The sequence below is a fragment of the Sphingomonas sp. genome (genome assembly GCF_026460985.1).
GTDB lineage: Bacteria > Pseudomonadota > Alphaproteobacteria > Sphingomonadales > Sphingomonadaceae > Sphingomonas.
This window is the reverse complement of record NZ_JAPKNM010000032.1, coordinates 1-13,533: the sequence shown is the minus strand read 5'-3', so window position 1 is coordinate 13,533 and position 13,533 is coordinate 1. Positions and strand designations below refer to the sequence as shown.

The 13,533-nt window shown below is 70.7% G+C and carries 15 protein-coding genes; 8 read left to right on the top strand and 7 right to left on the bottom strand.

Features of this window, described 5'->3' with window-relative positions; all coding sequences use genetic code 11:
- Positions 1–1,218: alkaline phosphatase PhoX (locus MT490_RS06245; RefSeq protein WP_297385263.1), on the bottom strand; the 1,218-nt coding region annotated here is incomplete at its 3' end.
- A gap of 163 nt (positions 1,219–1,381) precedes the next feature.
- Here MT490_RS06245 and MT490_RS06240 point away from each other — a divergent pair.
- From MT490_RS06240 to MT490_RS06230, 3 genes are read left to right on the top strand one after another with little or no spacing between them, the layout of a single operon-like run.
- Positions 1,382–1,933 carry a hypothetical protein gene (locus MT490_RS06240; RefSeq protein WP_297385262.1) on the top strand — a complete coding sequence of 184 codons (552 nt, stop codon included), beginning with the start codon at positions 1,382–1,384 and terminating at the stop codon, positions 1,931–1,933.
- Positions 1,930–2,388 carry a GspMb/PilO family protein gene (locus MT490_RS06235; protein ID WP_297385261.1) on the top strand — a complete coding sequence of 153 codons (459 nt, stop codon included), beginning with the start codon at positions 1,930–1,932 and terminating at the stop codon, positions 2,386–2,388. Before MT490_RS06240 ends, MT490_RS06235 begins: the two co-directional genes overlap by 4 nt.
- The gene (locus MT490_RS06230; protein WP_297385259.1) at positions 2,385–2,804 is read left to right on the top strand and encodes a hypothetical protein; all 420 of its coding nucleotides are present in this window, start codon (positions 2,385–2,387) and stop codon (positions 2,802–2,804) included. Before MT490_RS06235 ends, MT490_RS06230 begins: the two co-directional genes overlap by 4 nt.
- 144 nt (positions 2,805–2,948) lie before the next feature.
- On the opposite strand, the gene gspD is transcribed toward MT490_RS06230, so the two are convergent.
- Genes gspD through gspG form a run of 5 tightly spaced genes read right to left on the bottom strand, consistent with a single transcriptional unit; the run spans position 2,949 to position 7,209 of the window.
- Positions 2,949–5,015, bottom strand: coding sequence for a type II secretion system secretin GspD (gene gspD / locus MT490_RS06225; protein ID WP_297385257.1), 2,067 nt, complete (start codon positions 5,013–5,015; stop codon positions 2,949–2,951).
- A gap of 10 nt (positions 5,016–5,025) precedes the next feature.
- Complete coding sequence (locus MT490_RS06220; RefSeq protein ID WP_297385255.1) at positions 5,026–5,838, bottom strand: type II secretion system protein N; 813 nt, start codon at positions 5,836–5,838, stop codon at positions 5,026–5,028.
- Entirely contained in the window at positions 5,838–6,239 is a 402-nt protein-coding gene (gene gspI / locus MT490_RS06215) for a type II secretion system minor pseudopilin GspI (protein WP_297385254.1), read from the bottom strand. Before gspI ends, MT490_RS06220 begins: the two co-directional genes overlap by 1 nt.
- Positions 6,236–6,715, bottom strand: coding sequence for a prepilin-type N-terminal cleavage/methylation domain-containing protein (locus MT490_RS06210; RefSeq protein ID WP_297385251.1), 480 nt, complete (start codon positions 6,713–6,715; stop codon positions 6,236–6,238). The genes gspI and MT490_RS06210 overlap by 4 nt, the downstream gene beginning before the upstream one ends.
- A 5-nt stretch (positions 6,716–6,720) precedes the next feature.
- Complete coding sequence (gspG, locus tag MT490_RS06205; protein ID WP_297385249.1) at positions 6,721–7,209, bottom strand: type II secretion system major pseudopilin GspG; 489 nt, start codon at positions 7,207–7,209, stop codon at positions 6,721–6,723.
- A gap of 45 nt (positions 7,210–7,254) precedes the next feature.
- Here gspG and gspL point away from each other — a divergent pair, with 45 nt between their 5' ends.
- From gspL to MT490_RS06185, 4 genes are all read left to right on the top strand, one after another.
- Positions 7,255–8,364 (top strand): type II secretion system protein GspL, encoded by a 1,110-nt coding sequence (gene gspL, locus MT490_RS06200; protein WP_297385247.1) that lies wholly within the window; start codon positions 7,255–7,257, stop codon positions 8,362–8,364.
- Positions 8,361–8,858 (top strand): type II secretion system protein GspM, encoded by a 498-nt coding sequence (gene gspM, locus MT490_RS06195; RefSeq protein ID WP_297385245.1) that lies wholly within the window; start codon positions 8,361–8,363, stop codon positions 8,856–8,858. The genes gspL and gspM overlap by 4 nt, the downstream gene beginning before the upstream one ends.
- The gene (gene gspE, locus MT490_RS06190) at positions 8,855–10,342 is read left to right on the top strand and encodes a type II secretion system ATPase GspE (RefSeq protein WP_297385243.1); all 1,488 of its coding nucleotides are present in this window, start codon (positions 8,855–8,857) and stop codon (positions 10,340–10,342) included. The genes gspM and gspE overlap by 4 nt, the downstream gene beginning before the upstream one ends.
- A 139-nt stretch (positions 10,343–10,481) precedes the next feature.
- Complete coding sequence (locus MT490_RS06185) at positions 10,482–11,708, top strand: type II secretion system F family protein (RefSeq protein WP_297385242.1); 1,227 nt, start codon at positions 10,482–10,484, stop codon at positions 11,706–11,708.
- Here MT490_RS06185 and gspN read toward each other — a convergent pair whose 3' ends face one another.
- Positions 11,709–12,374 carry a type II secretion system protein N gene (gspN, locus tag MT490_RS06180; protein ID WP_297385241.1) on the bottom strand — a complete coding sequence of 222 codons (666 nt, stop codon included), beginning with the start codon at positions 12,372–12,374 and terminating at the stop codon, positions 11,709–11,711.
- Positions 12,375–12,424: 50 nt separating this feature from the next.
- Between gspN and MT490_RS06175 the strand changes: the two genes are divergently transcribed.
- On the top strand, positions 12,425–13,468 hold the full coding sequence (locus tag MT490_RS06175; RefSeq protein ID WP_297385239.1) for an ABC transporter substrate-binding protein: 1,044 nt from the start codon (positions 12,425–12,427) through the stop codon (positions 13,466–13,468).
- Positions 13,469–13,533: the final 65 nt, after the last annotated feature.

Sequence of the window (13,533 nt, the reverse complement as noted above, 5' to 3'; positions counted from 1 at the left end):
GTCCCAGCGGCGGAACAAGGTATTGGCGCTGTCGGCCGGCACCACCGTCGACCAGCCGAAGCTGCCGGAGCTGCTCGTCACGCCGTAGCGGCTGAGCGCGGTGACTTCCTTGGCGGTGCGGACAGCCGTGTCGCCGCTGCGGCGGAAATAGCCCGCCCAATTCTCCTCGCAGGTCAGCGCGCTGCCCCAGGGCGTGGTGCCGTTGGCGCAATTGTTGATCGTGCCGCGGCCATCGGTGCCGGCGGTCGAGAAGGGCGTCTTGAGCAGATCGGAGCCGCGCGCCGGCCCGTTGAAGCGCATCGGCGTGGCGGGAGTGATGCGGCGGTTGAAGCTGCTGCCCTGGACCATGGTCCAGGCGCGGTTGGCGCCTTCGGTCGCTTCGGTGATGGCGACGCCGTGGCAGTCCATCTCCTTCTGCGCCTCGGCCTCGGGGCGCACGCCGCCGACGCTCGTCGCGCCCGCCGGGTGGAGATATTGCTGCGTGATGTTCTCGTGGTTCTGCACGATCAGGCCGCGCGTCGAGTTGGTCTCGTCGCGCGCGGTGCCGGTCGCGGCGAGGCCATACCAATAGAGCGCGTCGCCATGATCGCCGATGCGCTGGGCGAAGTTGGTGTCGGTGCCGTCGTTCTTGTACGCCGGGACGCCGGCCGCGATCGGATCGCCGAGGCGGTTGATCACCTGCACCCTGTAGCCGGTGGGGACGGAGACGACGTCGAGCTTGTTCTTGGCGACGGCGGTGAAGCCGAGCTGTGCGGCGTTCACCGTCACGGTGGTGTCGGCCCAGTTGGTCGAGTTGCCGGCGCTCGTGGTGTAATAGCGGAACACGAACTGCGTCGCGGCCGTGACCGAGGGCGCGAGGAAGGTTGCCGTCGCCGAAGTGGCGCCGTTCAGCGTCACCGCGGGGCCGGACATCTGGACCCAGCTCTGGTTGCCGTTCGGGCCGGGAGTTCCGCTCAGCGTCACCGTCCTTCCCGAGCTCGTCGCGAGGCTGGTCGCCGGGCCTTGCGTCACGGAGGGATCGGCGCTGTCGGCATTGCTGTCACAGGCGCTGAGTACCGATGCGCCGAGCGTCGCGGCGACGATCGCCGAGCCGCCGCGCAGCGTCTGGCGTCGCGAGAAGCGCTGCGCCGCGAGCTCGTTGAGCGTCACGGTATCGGTGCGGTTGGTGTCGGTATCGCCGTCGGTATAGCCGAAGGACGCGGGCGTCAGATCGTTCATGGAAAACCCCCAGGCATCCGGGTCAGATGCGACCCGGCTCGCACTGCCATTGGAAGGGTGGCTTTACGGTGTGATGGAAACGACGTGGCGGCATGATGACTCTTCGCGGACGTGTTTGTGACGCTTTGCCCTGCGGCGCCGCAGCGGCTAATCGGCGGGCACGATGCATGTCGGCAGACCCGATCCCGAACCGGCGCCAACCGAACCGAGCCTCGCCCAGCGGCTGGCGGCGATCGGGCGCGGCCGGCTGGCCGGCGCCGGGAAGCAGGCCGGCGCGACGAAATGGCCCGAGGCGAGCCTTGCCGCCTTGGTTGCGGGGCTGATCGCGGCGGGGCCGCTGCTGACCATCGGCGGAGCGACTTTACTCGCTGGCCGGCAGCGCGCCGCGAGCGCGCGGCTCGAGGCCGAGGCGGCGCCGCGTATCGAGGCCGCGCGCGCGGCGGCCGAGGCGCGGGGGCAAATGGACGCGGTGCTGCGCCGCCGGACCCTCGCGGCGACGATCGAGGTACTGGCGCGCGCGCTCCCGGCGGACGCGAGCCTGGTCCGCGCGGGCCGCAACGCGCAGGGCGCGCTCGAGCTCGAGATCGCCACTCCCGATCCGGACAGGCTGCGATCCGCGCTCCGCCGCGCGCCGGCATTCGCGCGACTCCGCAACACCGGCCAGCGTCAAGCCGACACGAAGATGATCGTCCTCTTCGCGGGGACGGCGCAATGAAGGCGCCGCCGCTCGCATTGGGCGCGGGCGCCGGGCTGATCGCCCTGCTGCTCCTGTCCCCGCTCACCGGCAAGACGCTCGGCGATCTCGGCGAGGCCCGCAAGGAGAGCGCGCGCCTGGCCCAGGCAGCTGCGTTGCCCGATCGGCGTCCGGCGATCCTGCCTGACGGCATGGCGCTCGGCGCGGCCGATCCCGCGGCGGCGCGCGCGGCGATGATGGCGCGGGTCCAGCGGCTCGCCAAGGCGGGCGGGGTGCTGGTCGAGGAGACCAATGCGATCACGGCGCCCACCGGGCTGGCGGCGCTGCGTATCCGCGTCTCGGGCGCGGAGAAGGCGGTGCTGGCGCTCGTCGACGCCTTCGAGCGCGAGGCGCCGCTGATGCGGTTCCGCAGCTGGCGGATCGAGCCGATCGCGGGCGGCGTCCGGCTCACCGGCGAAGCGGTGGCGGCGCAATGACGAGGCGATGGGACCGGATCGCATTGGGGCTCGCCGGCGGGTTCGCAGCGCTGATGCCCCTCGCCTTGCTGGTGCCGCGTGGCTCGAAGGTGGCCGATCCCATCGCCCCCGCATCCGCGCCGCTCGCGGTACCGGCATCTGGGCCGCCGCTAGCCGCCGCCTATGAGCGTCCGCTGTTCGCGGCGCCCGTCGAGGCGGAGGATGAAGCGCCGCCCGGCGACGCGCCGGCGCTGGTCGGGATCGTCGGCCGGCTGGGTGCGGACGCCGTCGCGCTGGTCCGCACCGCCGACGGCACGACACGCGCGTTGCAGGTGGGCGAGAGCGTCGACGGCTGGCAACTCGCCAGCCTCGCGATCGACGCCGCCTATTTCACGCGCGGCGCCCAGCGCGTCCGCGTGCCGCTGCCGGCGGGATAGGTAGCCCAGAATCCCTCCCGTTCGGGCTGAGCTTGTCGAAGCCCCGTTCTTCTTCAGAAGAAGTACTGCCCCCCTTCGACGCCGCCTGCGGCGTCGTTCAGGACAGGCTTCGACAAGCTCAGGGCGAACGGAGATATGCGAGGATTAGTAGATCCCGTCGATCTCGACCGTCAGCCGCGGCGTCGGCGGCGCGAGCAGCAGGCTCGAGCGACGCGTATTGGCGATCTCCTCCGAGCGCAGCCGCGCGTACTTGTCCTTGGCCGCCGCCGCCGCGTCGGCGGGGTCGCGCAGGATCGTCGGCTTGAGGAAGATGAAGAGCGTGCGCTTCTGACGCGTTTCCCGCCGGCTCTTGAACAGTTCGCCGACGATCGGGATGTCGCCGAGGATCGGCACCTGCTGGCGAGAATCCTGCCGGTCGTCGGTGATCAACCCGCCCAGCACGATCGTCTGGCCGTTGTCGGCGAGCACCGTGGTGTTGATCGCGCGGCGATTGGTGACGAGATCCGAAGCCGCCTGGGTCTGCGCCTCGGCGATCGACGACGCCTCCTGGTTGACCTGCAGCCGGATCGTGTCGCCCGCGTTGATCCGCGGCAGCACGCGCAGCGTAATGCCCACATCCTTGCGCTCGATCGTCGTATAGGGGTTCACCGAAGTCGAATCGGTCAGCACCGACCCGGTGACGAAGGGCACGTTCTGTCCCGAGACGAACTCGCCGGGGACATTGTCGAGCACGGTGATCTGCGGCGTCGAGAGCAGGTTCGCGCGCGTCGAGGTGCCCAGCGCCTGGACGAGGATCGAGAAATCGTCGCCGATGCGGACGTTGCCGGTCAGCCCGTTGCTGATCAGCGACCCCGCGGGAACGTTGAGCGCCTTGAGGATCGTGCCGAGCGACGTGCCCGCCTGATCGAACGAAGTGCCCACGCCCGTCGGCTGGAGCGCCGCGCCGCTGGTGCCGAGCTGGATGCCCAGCGCTTCGGCATCGTCGCCGATGATCTCGGCGATCGCGGCCTCGATCAGCACCTGCGGGCGGCGCACGTCGAGATCGGTGATCAAACCCTCGATCGACGCGATCGCCGAAGGCGTGCCGCGCACCACCACCGCGTTGAGCTCGGGCGCGGGCTGGACGGTCAGATCCGGGGTCGAGAAGCCCTTGGGCGTCTCCGCCGGCTGGTTCTGCATCACCGGCTGGGTCGCGGCGTTCGCGGCCTGCATCGCGTTCCCAAGCCCGCCGCCGGTCGAGGCGGCGCTGTTGGAGAGCGCGGAAATGCCCTGCGACGAATTGCCCAGCCGCGCGAAGGGATTGGTGCCCGAGCCCGAAAGGCTGCGCGCCACCGGATTGTCGGCGCTCTCGCCCTGGCCGAGCACGCCGCGCAGCACCTCGGTCACCGTCTCGGCATCGGCGAAGTTGAGCCGGAACATCCGCGTGATCGGCGTCGCGCCGCCGGGCTGGTCGAGCGAGGCGGCGATCCTGCGCGCCTCGGCGACCGCGGCGGGCGTGCCGCGGACGATCACCGTGTTGCTGCGCGCATCGGCGGCGACGCGCGCGCCGGTGCCGCCCTGCTGGTCGCCGAGCACGGTCTGGAGCGACTGGGCGACGTCGGCGGCGTTGCCGTTGCGGAGCGTGATCGTCGCGAAGGTCGCGCCGCTGCCGCCGTCGAGCTGGCGGGCGATCGCCTCGACGCGGCGGACATTGTCGGCATAGTCGGTGATGACGATCGCGTTGGGGCTGCTCAGCGGCTCGACGCTGCCGAAGGTGGCGACGAGCGGGCGGACCACGCGCGCGACATCAGCCGAGGGCACATTGGCAAGCCGGACCATCCGCGTCACCAATTCCTGCCCGCCGGCGGCGCGATTGGGCACGCCCCCGTCGCGTACCGCGTTCGCCGCGGGGACGATGCGCCAGGCGCGGCCCGAGCGTACCGCCGAGAAGCCGTTCGCGCGCAGGACCGACTGGAACAGCTCCCAGACGCCCGCGGGCGAGAGCGGCGTCGCCGAAGTGACCGTCACCACGCCCTTCACCGCGGGATCGAGGATCAGGGTGCGGCCGGTGATCCGCGAGATCTGGTCCGCGACGTCGGCGATCTCGACCCCGCGCATGTTGATCACGATGTCGCCCGGCTGGGCCTGCTCGGCGGCCTGCTGGGCGGCGACGCCGTCGAGCGCGATGCCGGCGAGCGCGAGAGCGGCGAGGGTGGAGCGAATCTTGTGCACGGAGGTCTCTTTAGCGAAGCGGCACGGTAAGCGTCAGTCGCTTCCCGTCGCGGAGGATCTGGATCTGGGCGGAGCCGCTCGACTGGGCGGAAGCGAAGGCGGCACTGGCGGCGGCGGAGTCGCTGAGCGAAGTGCCGTTGACCGACTGGATGACGTCGCCTGCGAGCATGCCGGGCGGGCCGTTGTCGCCGATGCGATAGCCGCCGCTGACGGGGGTCGCGTCGAAGCGCTGGAGGAGTCCCGCCGTGCCGCCGGCCGGAGGGCGCGCCGGCGGGGGCGGGGCGCCGGGCGCCGGGGCGGTGACCGGGGAGCCCGGCTGCGGCGTGGTCTGCGCCGCCTGGTTCGCCGCGGCCTGGCGCTGCTCGGGCGAGAGCGTCGGATCGGGGAAGGTGAGATATTCGCTGCGTCCACCCACCGCGAGGATCACCCGGTCGCGCAGGATCGACTGGATCGTGGCGCCGCCCACGATCTCTCCGACATGGAAGGGCTGGGGAGCCTGTCCATTGGCCGCGATGAACGCGGTCGAGAGCTCGGCCGGCGTCGCGGCGATCACGCCCTTGAGCTCGAGCGGCAGCGTCGTGGCCTGGGCGGCGTCGGCAGCCGCCGCCTTGCCGAAGGGGGCGAGCGCGAGGGCGGGGGCGATGTCAGGCGCGACAGCGGGACCACTGCGACCCGAGGGGACGGTGATCGCGCCGGTGCCGGCATGCCCCGCCAGCCGCCAGGTTAGCCCGGCGAGCGCGAACGCTACCGATATCACGACGAGCCCGGTGAGGATGTCGAGCGCGGTGCGCGCCTGGCGCGGGGTCAGGGCAGGAGAAGGCATCATCCCCTGCGTCCGTCCACGAAGCCGTCGAGCGATGCAAGGGGCGCGCTTTCCTGCGCCGGAAACACCTGGATCCGCACACGCTGGATTTCGGGGTCGTCGGTGCCGCTGCGCAGCACCGCGATCCGCCATTGCTGGCCGAGCATCTCGACCTGATCGGCATTCGCGGCAGGCGCCCGGGCTTCGAGCTCGGCGAGCCGGTTCTCGGCGACCCACATCGCGGCGGTGCGCCGTTCGACCCCGCGTGTCGAATCGATGTGCGATTCGACCGTGCGCATCAGCCCCACGGTAGCGATGGCGAGGATCGCGAGGGCGACGAGGGCCTCGATGAGGGAGAAACCTTCCGAATCACCATGTGCAGGCGCGGTGGATGCCGGGGAAAGGCGGGCTTCGCGCATCATGCCTTGGGTGCCGGTACGGCGCGCGCGGTGAGGCCGTCATAGGTGACGAGCCAGCGCTGCTGGCCGCTCTCGACGATCGCCGACATCGGGCGGCCCGATCCGTCGACGCCGAGGATCACCGGCGGCCGCACGCTCAGCGTCACCACCATCCCGCCGGGGAGGCGGTGAAAGGCGAGCGCGTCGTCGGTGCGGGCGATGAGCTTGCCGCCGGCGCCGATCGTCGCGAAGCCGTAGCCGTGCTTCTCGGCGGTGAAGGCGATCACGCGATCGCCGAGCATCGCATCGTCGGCGGCGGCCTGGAGCCGGGTCGCCAGCCGCCGTGCCTCGGTCTCGACGCTGGGTGCGCGGGTGACGCTGCCGATGCCGAGCGTGACGGCGCCCGCCATCACCGCGATGACGACGAGCACGATCATCATTTCGAGCAGGGTAAAGCCCGTCTCGGTCCCATCGACCTTAACCTGTGGCTCCCCCCGCATTTCGGTCAGCCCTTGCCGTCGATATCGGCGTCGACCCCTTCGCCGCCCGGCTTGCCGTCGCGCCCGAGCGAGCGGATCGTGAAGGCCATGCCGTCCGACTGATATTCATAGGGCTTCTGCCACGCGTCGAGCGGCGGCGCCGAGAGATAGCCGCCCTGCGCCCAGCTGCCGGGAAGCGGCGCCGTGGTGGGCTTCTCGACGAGCGCCTTCAGCCCCTGCTCGGAGGTGGGATAAGTGCCGTTGTCGAGCCGGTACATCTTCAGCGCGCCGGTGATGCTGCTGATGCTGGACTTGGTGGTGGTTGCCTTGGCCTCGTCGGGCCGGCCCATCACGTTGACGGTGATCAGCCCCGCGATCACCGCGATGATCACCAACACGATCATCATCTCGAGCAGGGTGAAGCCCTCTTCGCCCTTCGGACTGGTTTCGCCGTTCGGGATTGTGTGGCGCTTGCTGTTCTGCCTAAGCAGTGCGATGTCACTAAACTGTTTCAAAACTATGCGCATCCCCGCCCCATGCGTCCTTCCCATGAAGCAAATGTGACAGACTCCGGCCGCGCCATAGGAGCGCCCGACGCACCGGAACCGCTCGCCGCGGGTGTCTGGACGCTGGCGGGCGATCGGCTGATCATAGCCGAGCGGGGAGGCCCTGCAACCATGCTCGTGCCGACCGAGCAGGTGCGGCTGCTTGGTGTCGATCTGCCGTTGGCCAATCGGACCAAAAGGTTGGAAGCATTGCCTTTCGCGATCGAGGACCAGATCGCCGAGCCGATCGAGAGCGTCCACCTTGCCCTCGGCGCGGAAATCGCGCCGAAACGGTATCTGGTGGGCGTGGTGCGCCACGACGTGATGGCCGAGTGGGTCGATGCCGCCGAGGAGGCGGGGCTCGGCCACGCCGCGATGGTTCCCGACGCGCTCGCACTGCCGCGCCCGGTGGAAGGCGAATGGGCCGTCGAGCTGGGCGCCGATCGCGCAATGGTCCGTGCCGGCGACGGTACCGGCTTCGCGGTGCCGCCCGCGATGCTGCAGGCTGTCTGGCAGGCGGCCGGCCGCCCTGCGGCACGGTCCTACGGCGCCCCGCTTCCTGCCGAGATGATGGCAGGAGGATCGACGATCGCGCCCGCCGCGCTGTCCGAACGACTGCTCGCGCCCGCGCTCGACCTTCGCCAGGGCCGCTATGCGCGCCGTCGCGTGGCGCTCCCGAACGTCTGGCGGCGGCTCGGCTGGATCGTCGCGCTGGGGGCCGCGGCGCATGTCGTGATCGCCACCGCGGATACGCTCATGCTGCGGCGGATCGCCGATCGCCGCGAGGCCGATGCGCGCGCAGTGGTCGCGCTCGCCGCGCCCGGGGCCAATCTGGGCGGCGATCTCGCCGCGAGCGTCGCCGACCTCTTGCCCAGTGGAAGCAGCGCGCCGCCCGACGCCTTCCTGCCGCTGCTGACGCGCGTATCGGGCGCGCTGGGACCGCTCTCGGGCGCGCTGACCGTCCGCGCGATCAACTATCAGGCCAATGCGCTGACGATCGACCTGGACGGAACCGATCCCGGCCTCGCGGGCCGCGTCGACGCCGCATTGCGCGCATCGCGGGTGCGCGCCAGCGTTACCCGCTCGCCCGACGGCAGCATCCGCATTACGGCGAGCAACGCATGAGACTCTTGATCGCCCGCATGCCCGCGCTCGACGCCGCCCTGGTCCGCTTCGACAATTGGTGGAGCGGGCTAAGCCGGCGCGAGCGCATCCTCGCGTCGGTGCTCGGGACGCTGCTCGCATTGGCGGTGCTGGTCTATGGCGTGATCAAGCCGCTCCAGGCTGCGCGCGCCGACGCGCTTGCCGATATCCGCACCTATGAGACGCTCAGCGCGCGCGTCCGCGCCGCGGGCACGCTGACAACGACGCGCACGCCGCGCCGGCAGGGGCCGCCCGCGCAGGTTGCGAGCGCGTCGGCGACCGGCTTCGGGCTGGTGGCGACGCCTGAGGCGATCCCGGGCGGCATCCGCGTCACGATCGCCGATGCGAGCTACGACACGCTGATGGCCTGGCTCGCCGATCTCAGTGCGTCGAGCGATCTCCGCGTGCGGCGCATCGCGATCCAGCGCCGCCCGGCCGCCGGCCGCGTCTCGGCGAGCGTGGATTTCAGGGCATGAGCGAGACGCTGACACTAGTCGACGACGCGCCGGCAACCTTGCCCTACAGCTTCGCGCGCAAGAACGGCGTTCTGCTGCGTGCCGGCGCCACTGGCGTCGAGTGCGTCCACCGCGCGGGCGTGAGCCTCGATGCCTTGCTCGAAGTGCAGCGGATCGCGCCCGGCGCTTCCTATGTCGCGGTGAGCGACGAGGCCTTCGATGCGGCGTTGAGCGCGGTATATAGCGGGGGTGCAGGCGCCGCCGCGGACTTCGATCTCGGCGACATGGATCTCGCCGCGCTCGCCGACAGCGCCGCCTCGGTCGACGACCTGCTGGACACCCGCGACGACGCGCCGGTGATCCGGCTGATCAACGCGCTGCTGCTCGAGGCGGTCAAGGAAGGCGCGTCGGACGTGCATATCGAGACGCAGGAGAAACGCCTCGTCGTGCGCTTCCGCGTCGACGGCGTGCTGCGCGATATGATCGAGCCGCCGCGCGCGCTTGCGCCGTTGCTGGTCAGCCGCATCAAGGTGATGGCCAAGCTCGACATCGCCGAGCGCCGGGTGCCGCAGGACGGGCGCGTGACGCTCCGCATCGGCGGGCACGACGTCGACGCGCGCGTCTCGACCATCCCCACCCAGCATGGCGAGCGCGTGGTGATGCGTCTGCTCGAGAAGGGCTCGCTGCGGCTCGACATGGAAGTGCTCGGCATGAGCGCGCGCGATCGCCAGGTGTTCAATCGCCTGCTCGAGCGTCCGCACGGCATGCTGCTCGTCACGGGCCCGACCGGATCGGGCAAGACGACGACGCTCTACGCCGCGCTCAACCGGCTGAACGACCGCAAGCGCAACATCATGACGGTGGAAGATCCCATCGAATATGAGCTTCCCGGCATCGGCCAGACCCAGGTCAACCCGCGCACCGACCTGACCTTCGCGCGCGGGCTTCGCGCGATCCTGCGCCAGGATCCGGACGTGATCATGGTCGGCGAGATCCGCGATCAGGAGACTGCGCAGGTCGCGGTGCGCTCGTCGATGACCGGCCATTTCGTGCTCTCGACGCTGCACACCAACAGCGCCATCGGATCGGTGACGCGGCTGATCGACATGGGGGTCGAGCGCTATCTGCTCGCGCCGATGCTGGTCGGGCTGGCGGCGCAGCGGCTGGTCCGGAAGCTCTGCCCGAGCTGCCGGCGCGAGGATGTCGCGAGCGAGGCCGATTCGATCCTGTTCGGCGGTGCGATCCGGCCTGGCGAAACGCTGTGGCGTGCCGAGGGCTGTGCCGAGTGCCACCAGGAGGGCTATCGCGGGCGCGCGGGCCTGTACGAGGTCGTCGCGGTCGACGATCGCCTCCAGAAGATGATCCATGACGGTGCATCCGAAGCCGAGCTCGAGGCGCATGCGAGGCGGGACAATCCGAGCCTGCTCGACGACGGGATCGCCAAGGTGCGCGCCGGGGTGACCACGGTGGAAGAAGTCGCGCGCGTGGTGAGGGACGAGGCGTGATCTCTCTTCCTCGTCACCCCCGCGAAAGCGGGGGCCCATCTCGCGAACGGGCCACGCGCATCACGGCTGTCGTATCCGGCTCCACATGCAGGAGATGGGCCCCCGCTTTCGCGGGGGTGACGGCGGAGGGTCTGGTCTAGTGCCCGCTTACGCCTATCGCGCCGCCGACAGGACCGGCGCCAACCGCAAGGGCGTCATCGAGGCGTCGTCGCCCGCCGCGGCGCGCGCGCTGCTGCGTGAGCAGGCGCTGCTGCCCTTGTCGGTCGAGGCCGCGGCCGAGCGGGGCATCTCGTTCGGCAGCATCGAATTGCCGCGCTTTCGCCGCTCGGGAATCTCGCCCAAGGCGCTCGCCACCGTCACGCGTCAGATCGCCACGCTCGCCGGATCGGACATTGCGATCGAGGAGGCGCTGCGCCTCGTCGCCACCCAGAGCGAACAGGCACAGGTGAGCTCGCTGCTGCTCGACGTGCGCGGCGCGATCCTCGACGGGCGCAGCTTCGCCGCGGCGCTGGCGCAGCATCCGAAGGCGTTTCCCGAATTCTACCGCGCCTCGGTCGCGGCGGGCGAGGCTTCGGGGCGGTTGCCCGACGTGCTCAACCACCTCGCCGAGTTCGTCGAGAACCGGCAGTCCAACGGCCAGAAGCTCCAGCTGGCATTGCTCTATCCCGCTTTGCTCGCCGCCGTGTCGTTCGGCATGATGGTGCTGCTGATGGTTTATGTCGTGCCCGACATCGTGCGCGTCTTCGTCTCGCGCGGCGCCGACCTGCCGATCCTGACGCGGATGATGATCGCGATCAGCTGGTTCCTGCAGAGCTTCGGGCTCTATCTGCTGCTGGCGATCGCTGTCGCCGCATTGTTCGCCGCGCGCTGGATGCGCGTCCCCGCCAACCGGCTGCGGCTGCACCGCATGTTCACCGAGCGCCGCCCGTTCCGTCGCTTCAGCCGCCAGCTCAACGCCGCGCGCTTCGCAGGCAGCCTCGCGACTTTGGTGGGGAGTGCGGTGCCGCTGGTCGAGGCGCTGCACGCGGCGGCGGCGGTGACGCCCAATCGCTGGGTGCAGGAAAAGGCGCTCGGCGTCGCCCAGCGCGTCCGCGAGGGCATCAGCCTGCGCGCGGCGATGCAGGAGGCCGGGGTGTTTCCGACGATGCTCGTGGCGATCGTCGCGAGCGGCGAATCGAGCGGCAGGCTGGCCCCCGCGCTGGGCCGCGCCGCGCACGAGCTCGAGCGCGAGCTCGATGCCCTGGTCTCGACCCTGGTCGCCCTGGTCGAGCCGCTGGTGCTGTTGGTGATGGGCGGGCTGGTGCTGCTGATGGTGCTCGCGATCCTGCTGCCGATCATCAACCTCAACAATCTCGTGACGCTCTAGCTACATCTGACCCTGGAGCCGCGCGCCCGCGGGCAACCCGATGAACGGCATCATCGTCGCGCCGTCGGGCGTGACCGACAGGTCGACATTGCCGTCTTCCGCCAGCTCGAGGGTGACCAGGGTCCGGCGGCGCTGCGCCATCGGGGAGACGCGGATCAGCGTGCGGGTGCCGACATGCTCGGCGGTGAGGATCAACGCAGGCAGGGCCGAGGCGGCGCCGGCGCGCTTGGGGCGGCAGCTGCCGGGATCGCTCGTGGCGTTGCCGCTGAGCATCCTCGCGCCGCCGCCGACCGCGATCCGCTCCATCTCGACCTGCATGGTCAGGTTGCAGGTGAAGGGCAGGTCGGGCTGGAGCGCCTGGAGCAGGCTACCGTCGGCCGAGCCGCTCACATTGTCGAGCACCACGCGGCCGCTGAGATGCGCGATCATCCGCCCGCCGAGATCGGTGTCCGGCCCCGTCGCCTTCCAGTCGGCGGCGTAAGCGAGGGTCGTCAGCGAACGGAGCGGGGCCATCTGCCATTCGAGCTTCGAGCCGCCCGCGATGCCGACCTCGCCGTTCCACACCGTCCCCGCCACCCCGGTCCGCCAGGGGCGGTTCTTGAGCACGGCGCTGGCGGGAAGGGTGACCAGCAATGCGAGCAGATAGGCCCCTATGCCCAGGCCCACGAAGACGATAATAGGCCGGCGTGCCACAGCCCCCATATCCGGAGTCGGCAATGGACCGGCGGTCCCTGCTGCGCTTGCTGCAATCAGGCCTGGTCGCGTCAGCGGCATCGGTCGTGCTTCCCTCGCATGCTCTCGCAACGGCAGAGAAGAAGGACAAGCGCCCGATCGCCCTGCTGGTGCCGCTCACGGGGCCGCGAGCGCGGCTGGGCATTAGCATGCGGCAGGCGGCGTTGCTCGCGGAAAACAGCCAGTACGTGCTGAGCTTCGATACCGGCGGTACCGCGGCGGGCGCTGCTGCGGCGGCGGGGCAGGCGCTGCGCAAGAAGCCCGCATTGATCCTCGGACCGCTCACCGCCGCGGAAGTGCCCGCAGTGAGCAGCAGCGTCGCGGGCCGCGTTCCGATCATCGCCTTCAGCAACGACGCCGTGCTGCGCGCGCCGGGCACCTGGATCTTCGGGATCACCGCGCGCCAGGTGACCAGCGCGATCCTGCGCTACGCCCGCTCGCGCGGCATCAAGAATGTCGCGGTGATCGACGACGGCAGCCCGTGGAGCGCGGCCGCGTCGTTGGCGGCGGGGCAGCTCGAGGCCGAGATCGGCGTCAGCATCCGTGTGCTCGAAGTGAAGGCGGGCCAGCCGCTTCCCGCGGCGGGCGAGGCGCCCGACGCGGTGCTGCTCCCCGGCAGCGGCGAGGCGGTGCTCGCGGCGGCGCGCGGGCTCAAGGACACCGGCATCCAGCTGCTCGGCACGCTGCAGGGGATCGACAACCGTCCGCAGGCGCTGGAGGCGCTCGACGGCGCGTGGATCGCCAGTCCCGATCCCGCTGCGTTCGGCACCTTCGCGAGCGAGTTCGCCGCGCGCAACGGCGGCGAGGCCGGGACGATCACCGCGCTCGCCTACGACGCGGCGGGCATCGCCAACGCGCTGCGCAACGCGAACACGCTCAACACCGAAGGCCTGCTCGACGGCAAGGGCTTCCGCTGCGTGACCGGGCCGGTGCGCTTCCGCACCGACGGTTCGGTCGCGCGCGACTTCGCGATCCTCGTGGCCCGGCCGCACGGCTATGAACCGGTGGCGGTGAGCTCGGGATCGTGAGGCCTTCTTGTGGGAAGCGGCACCGACCCGCTCCCCCACCCGGCCTCCCAGCGGCAGGATCATAT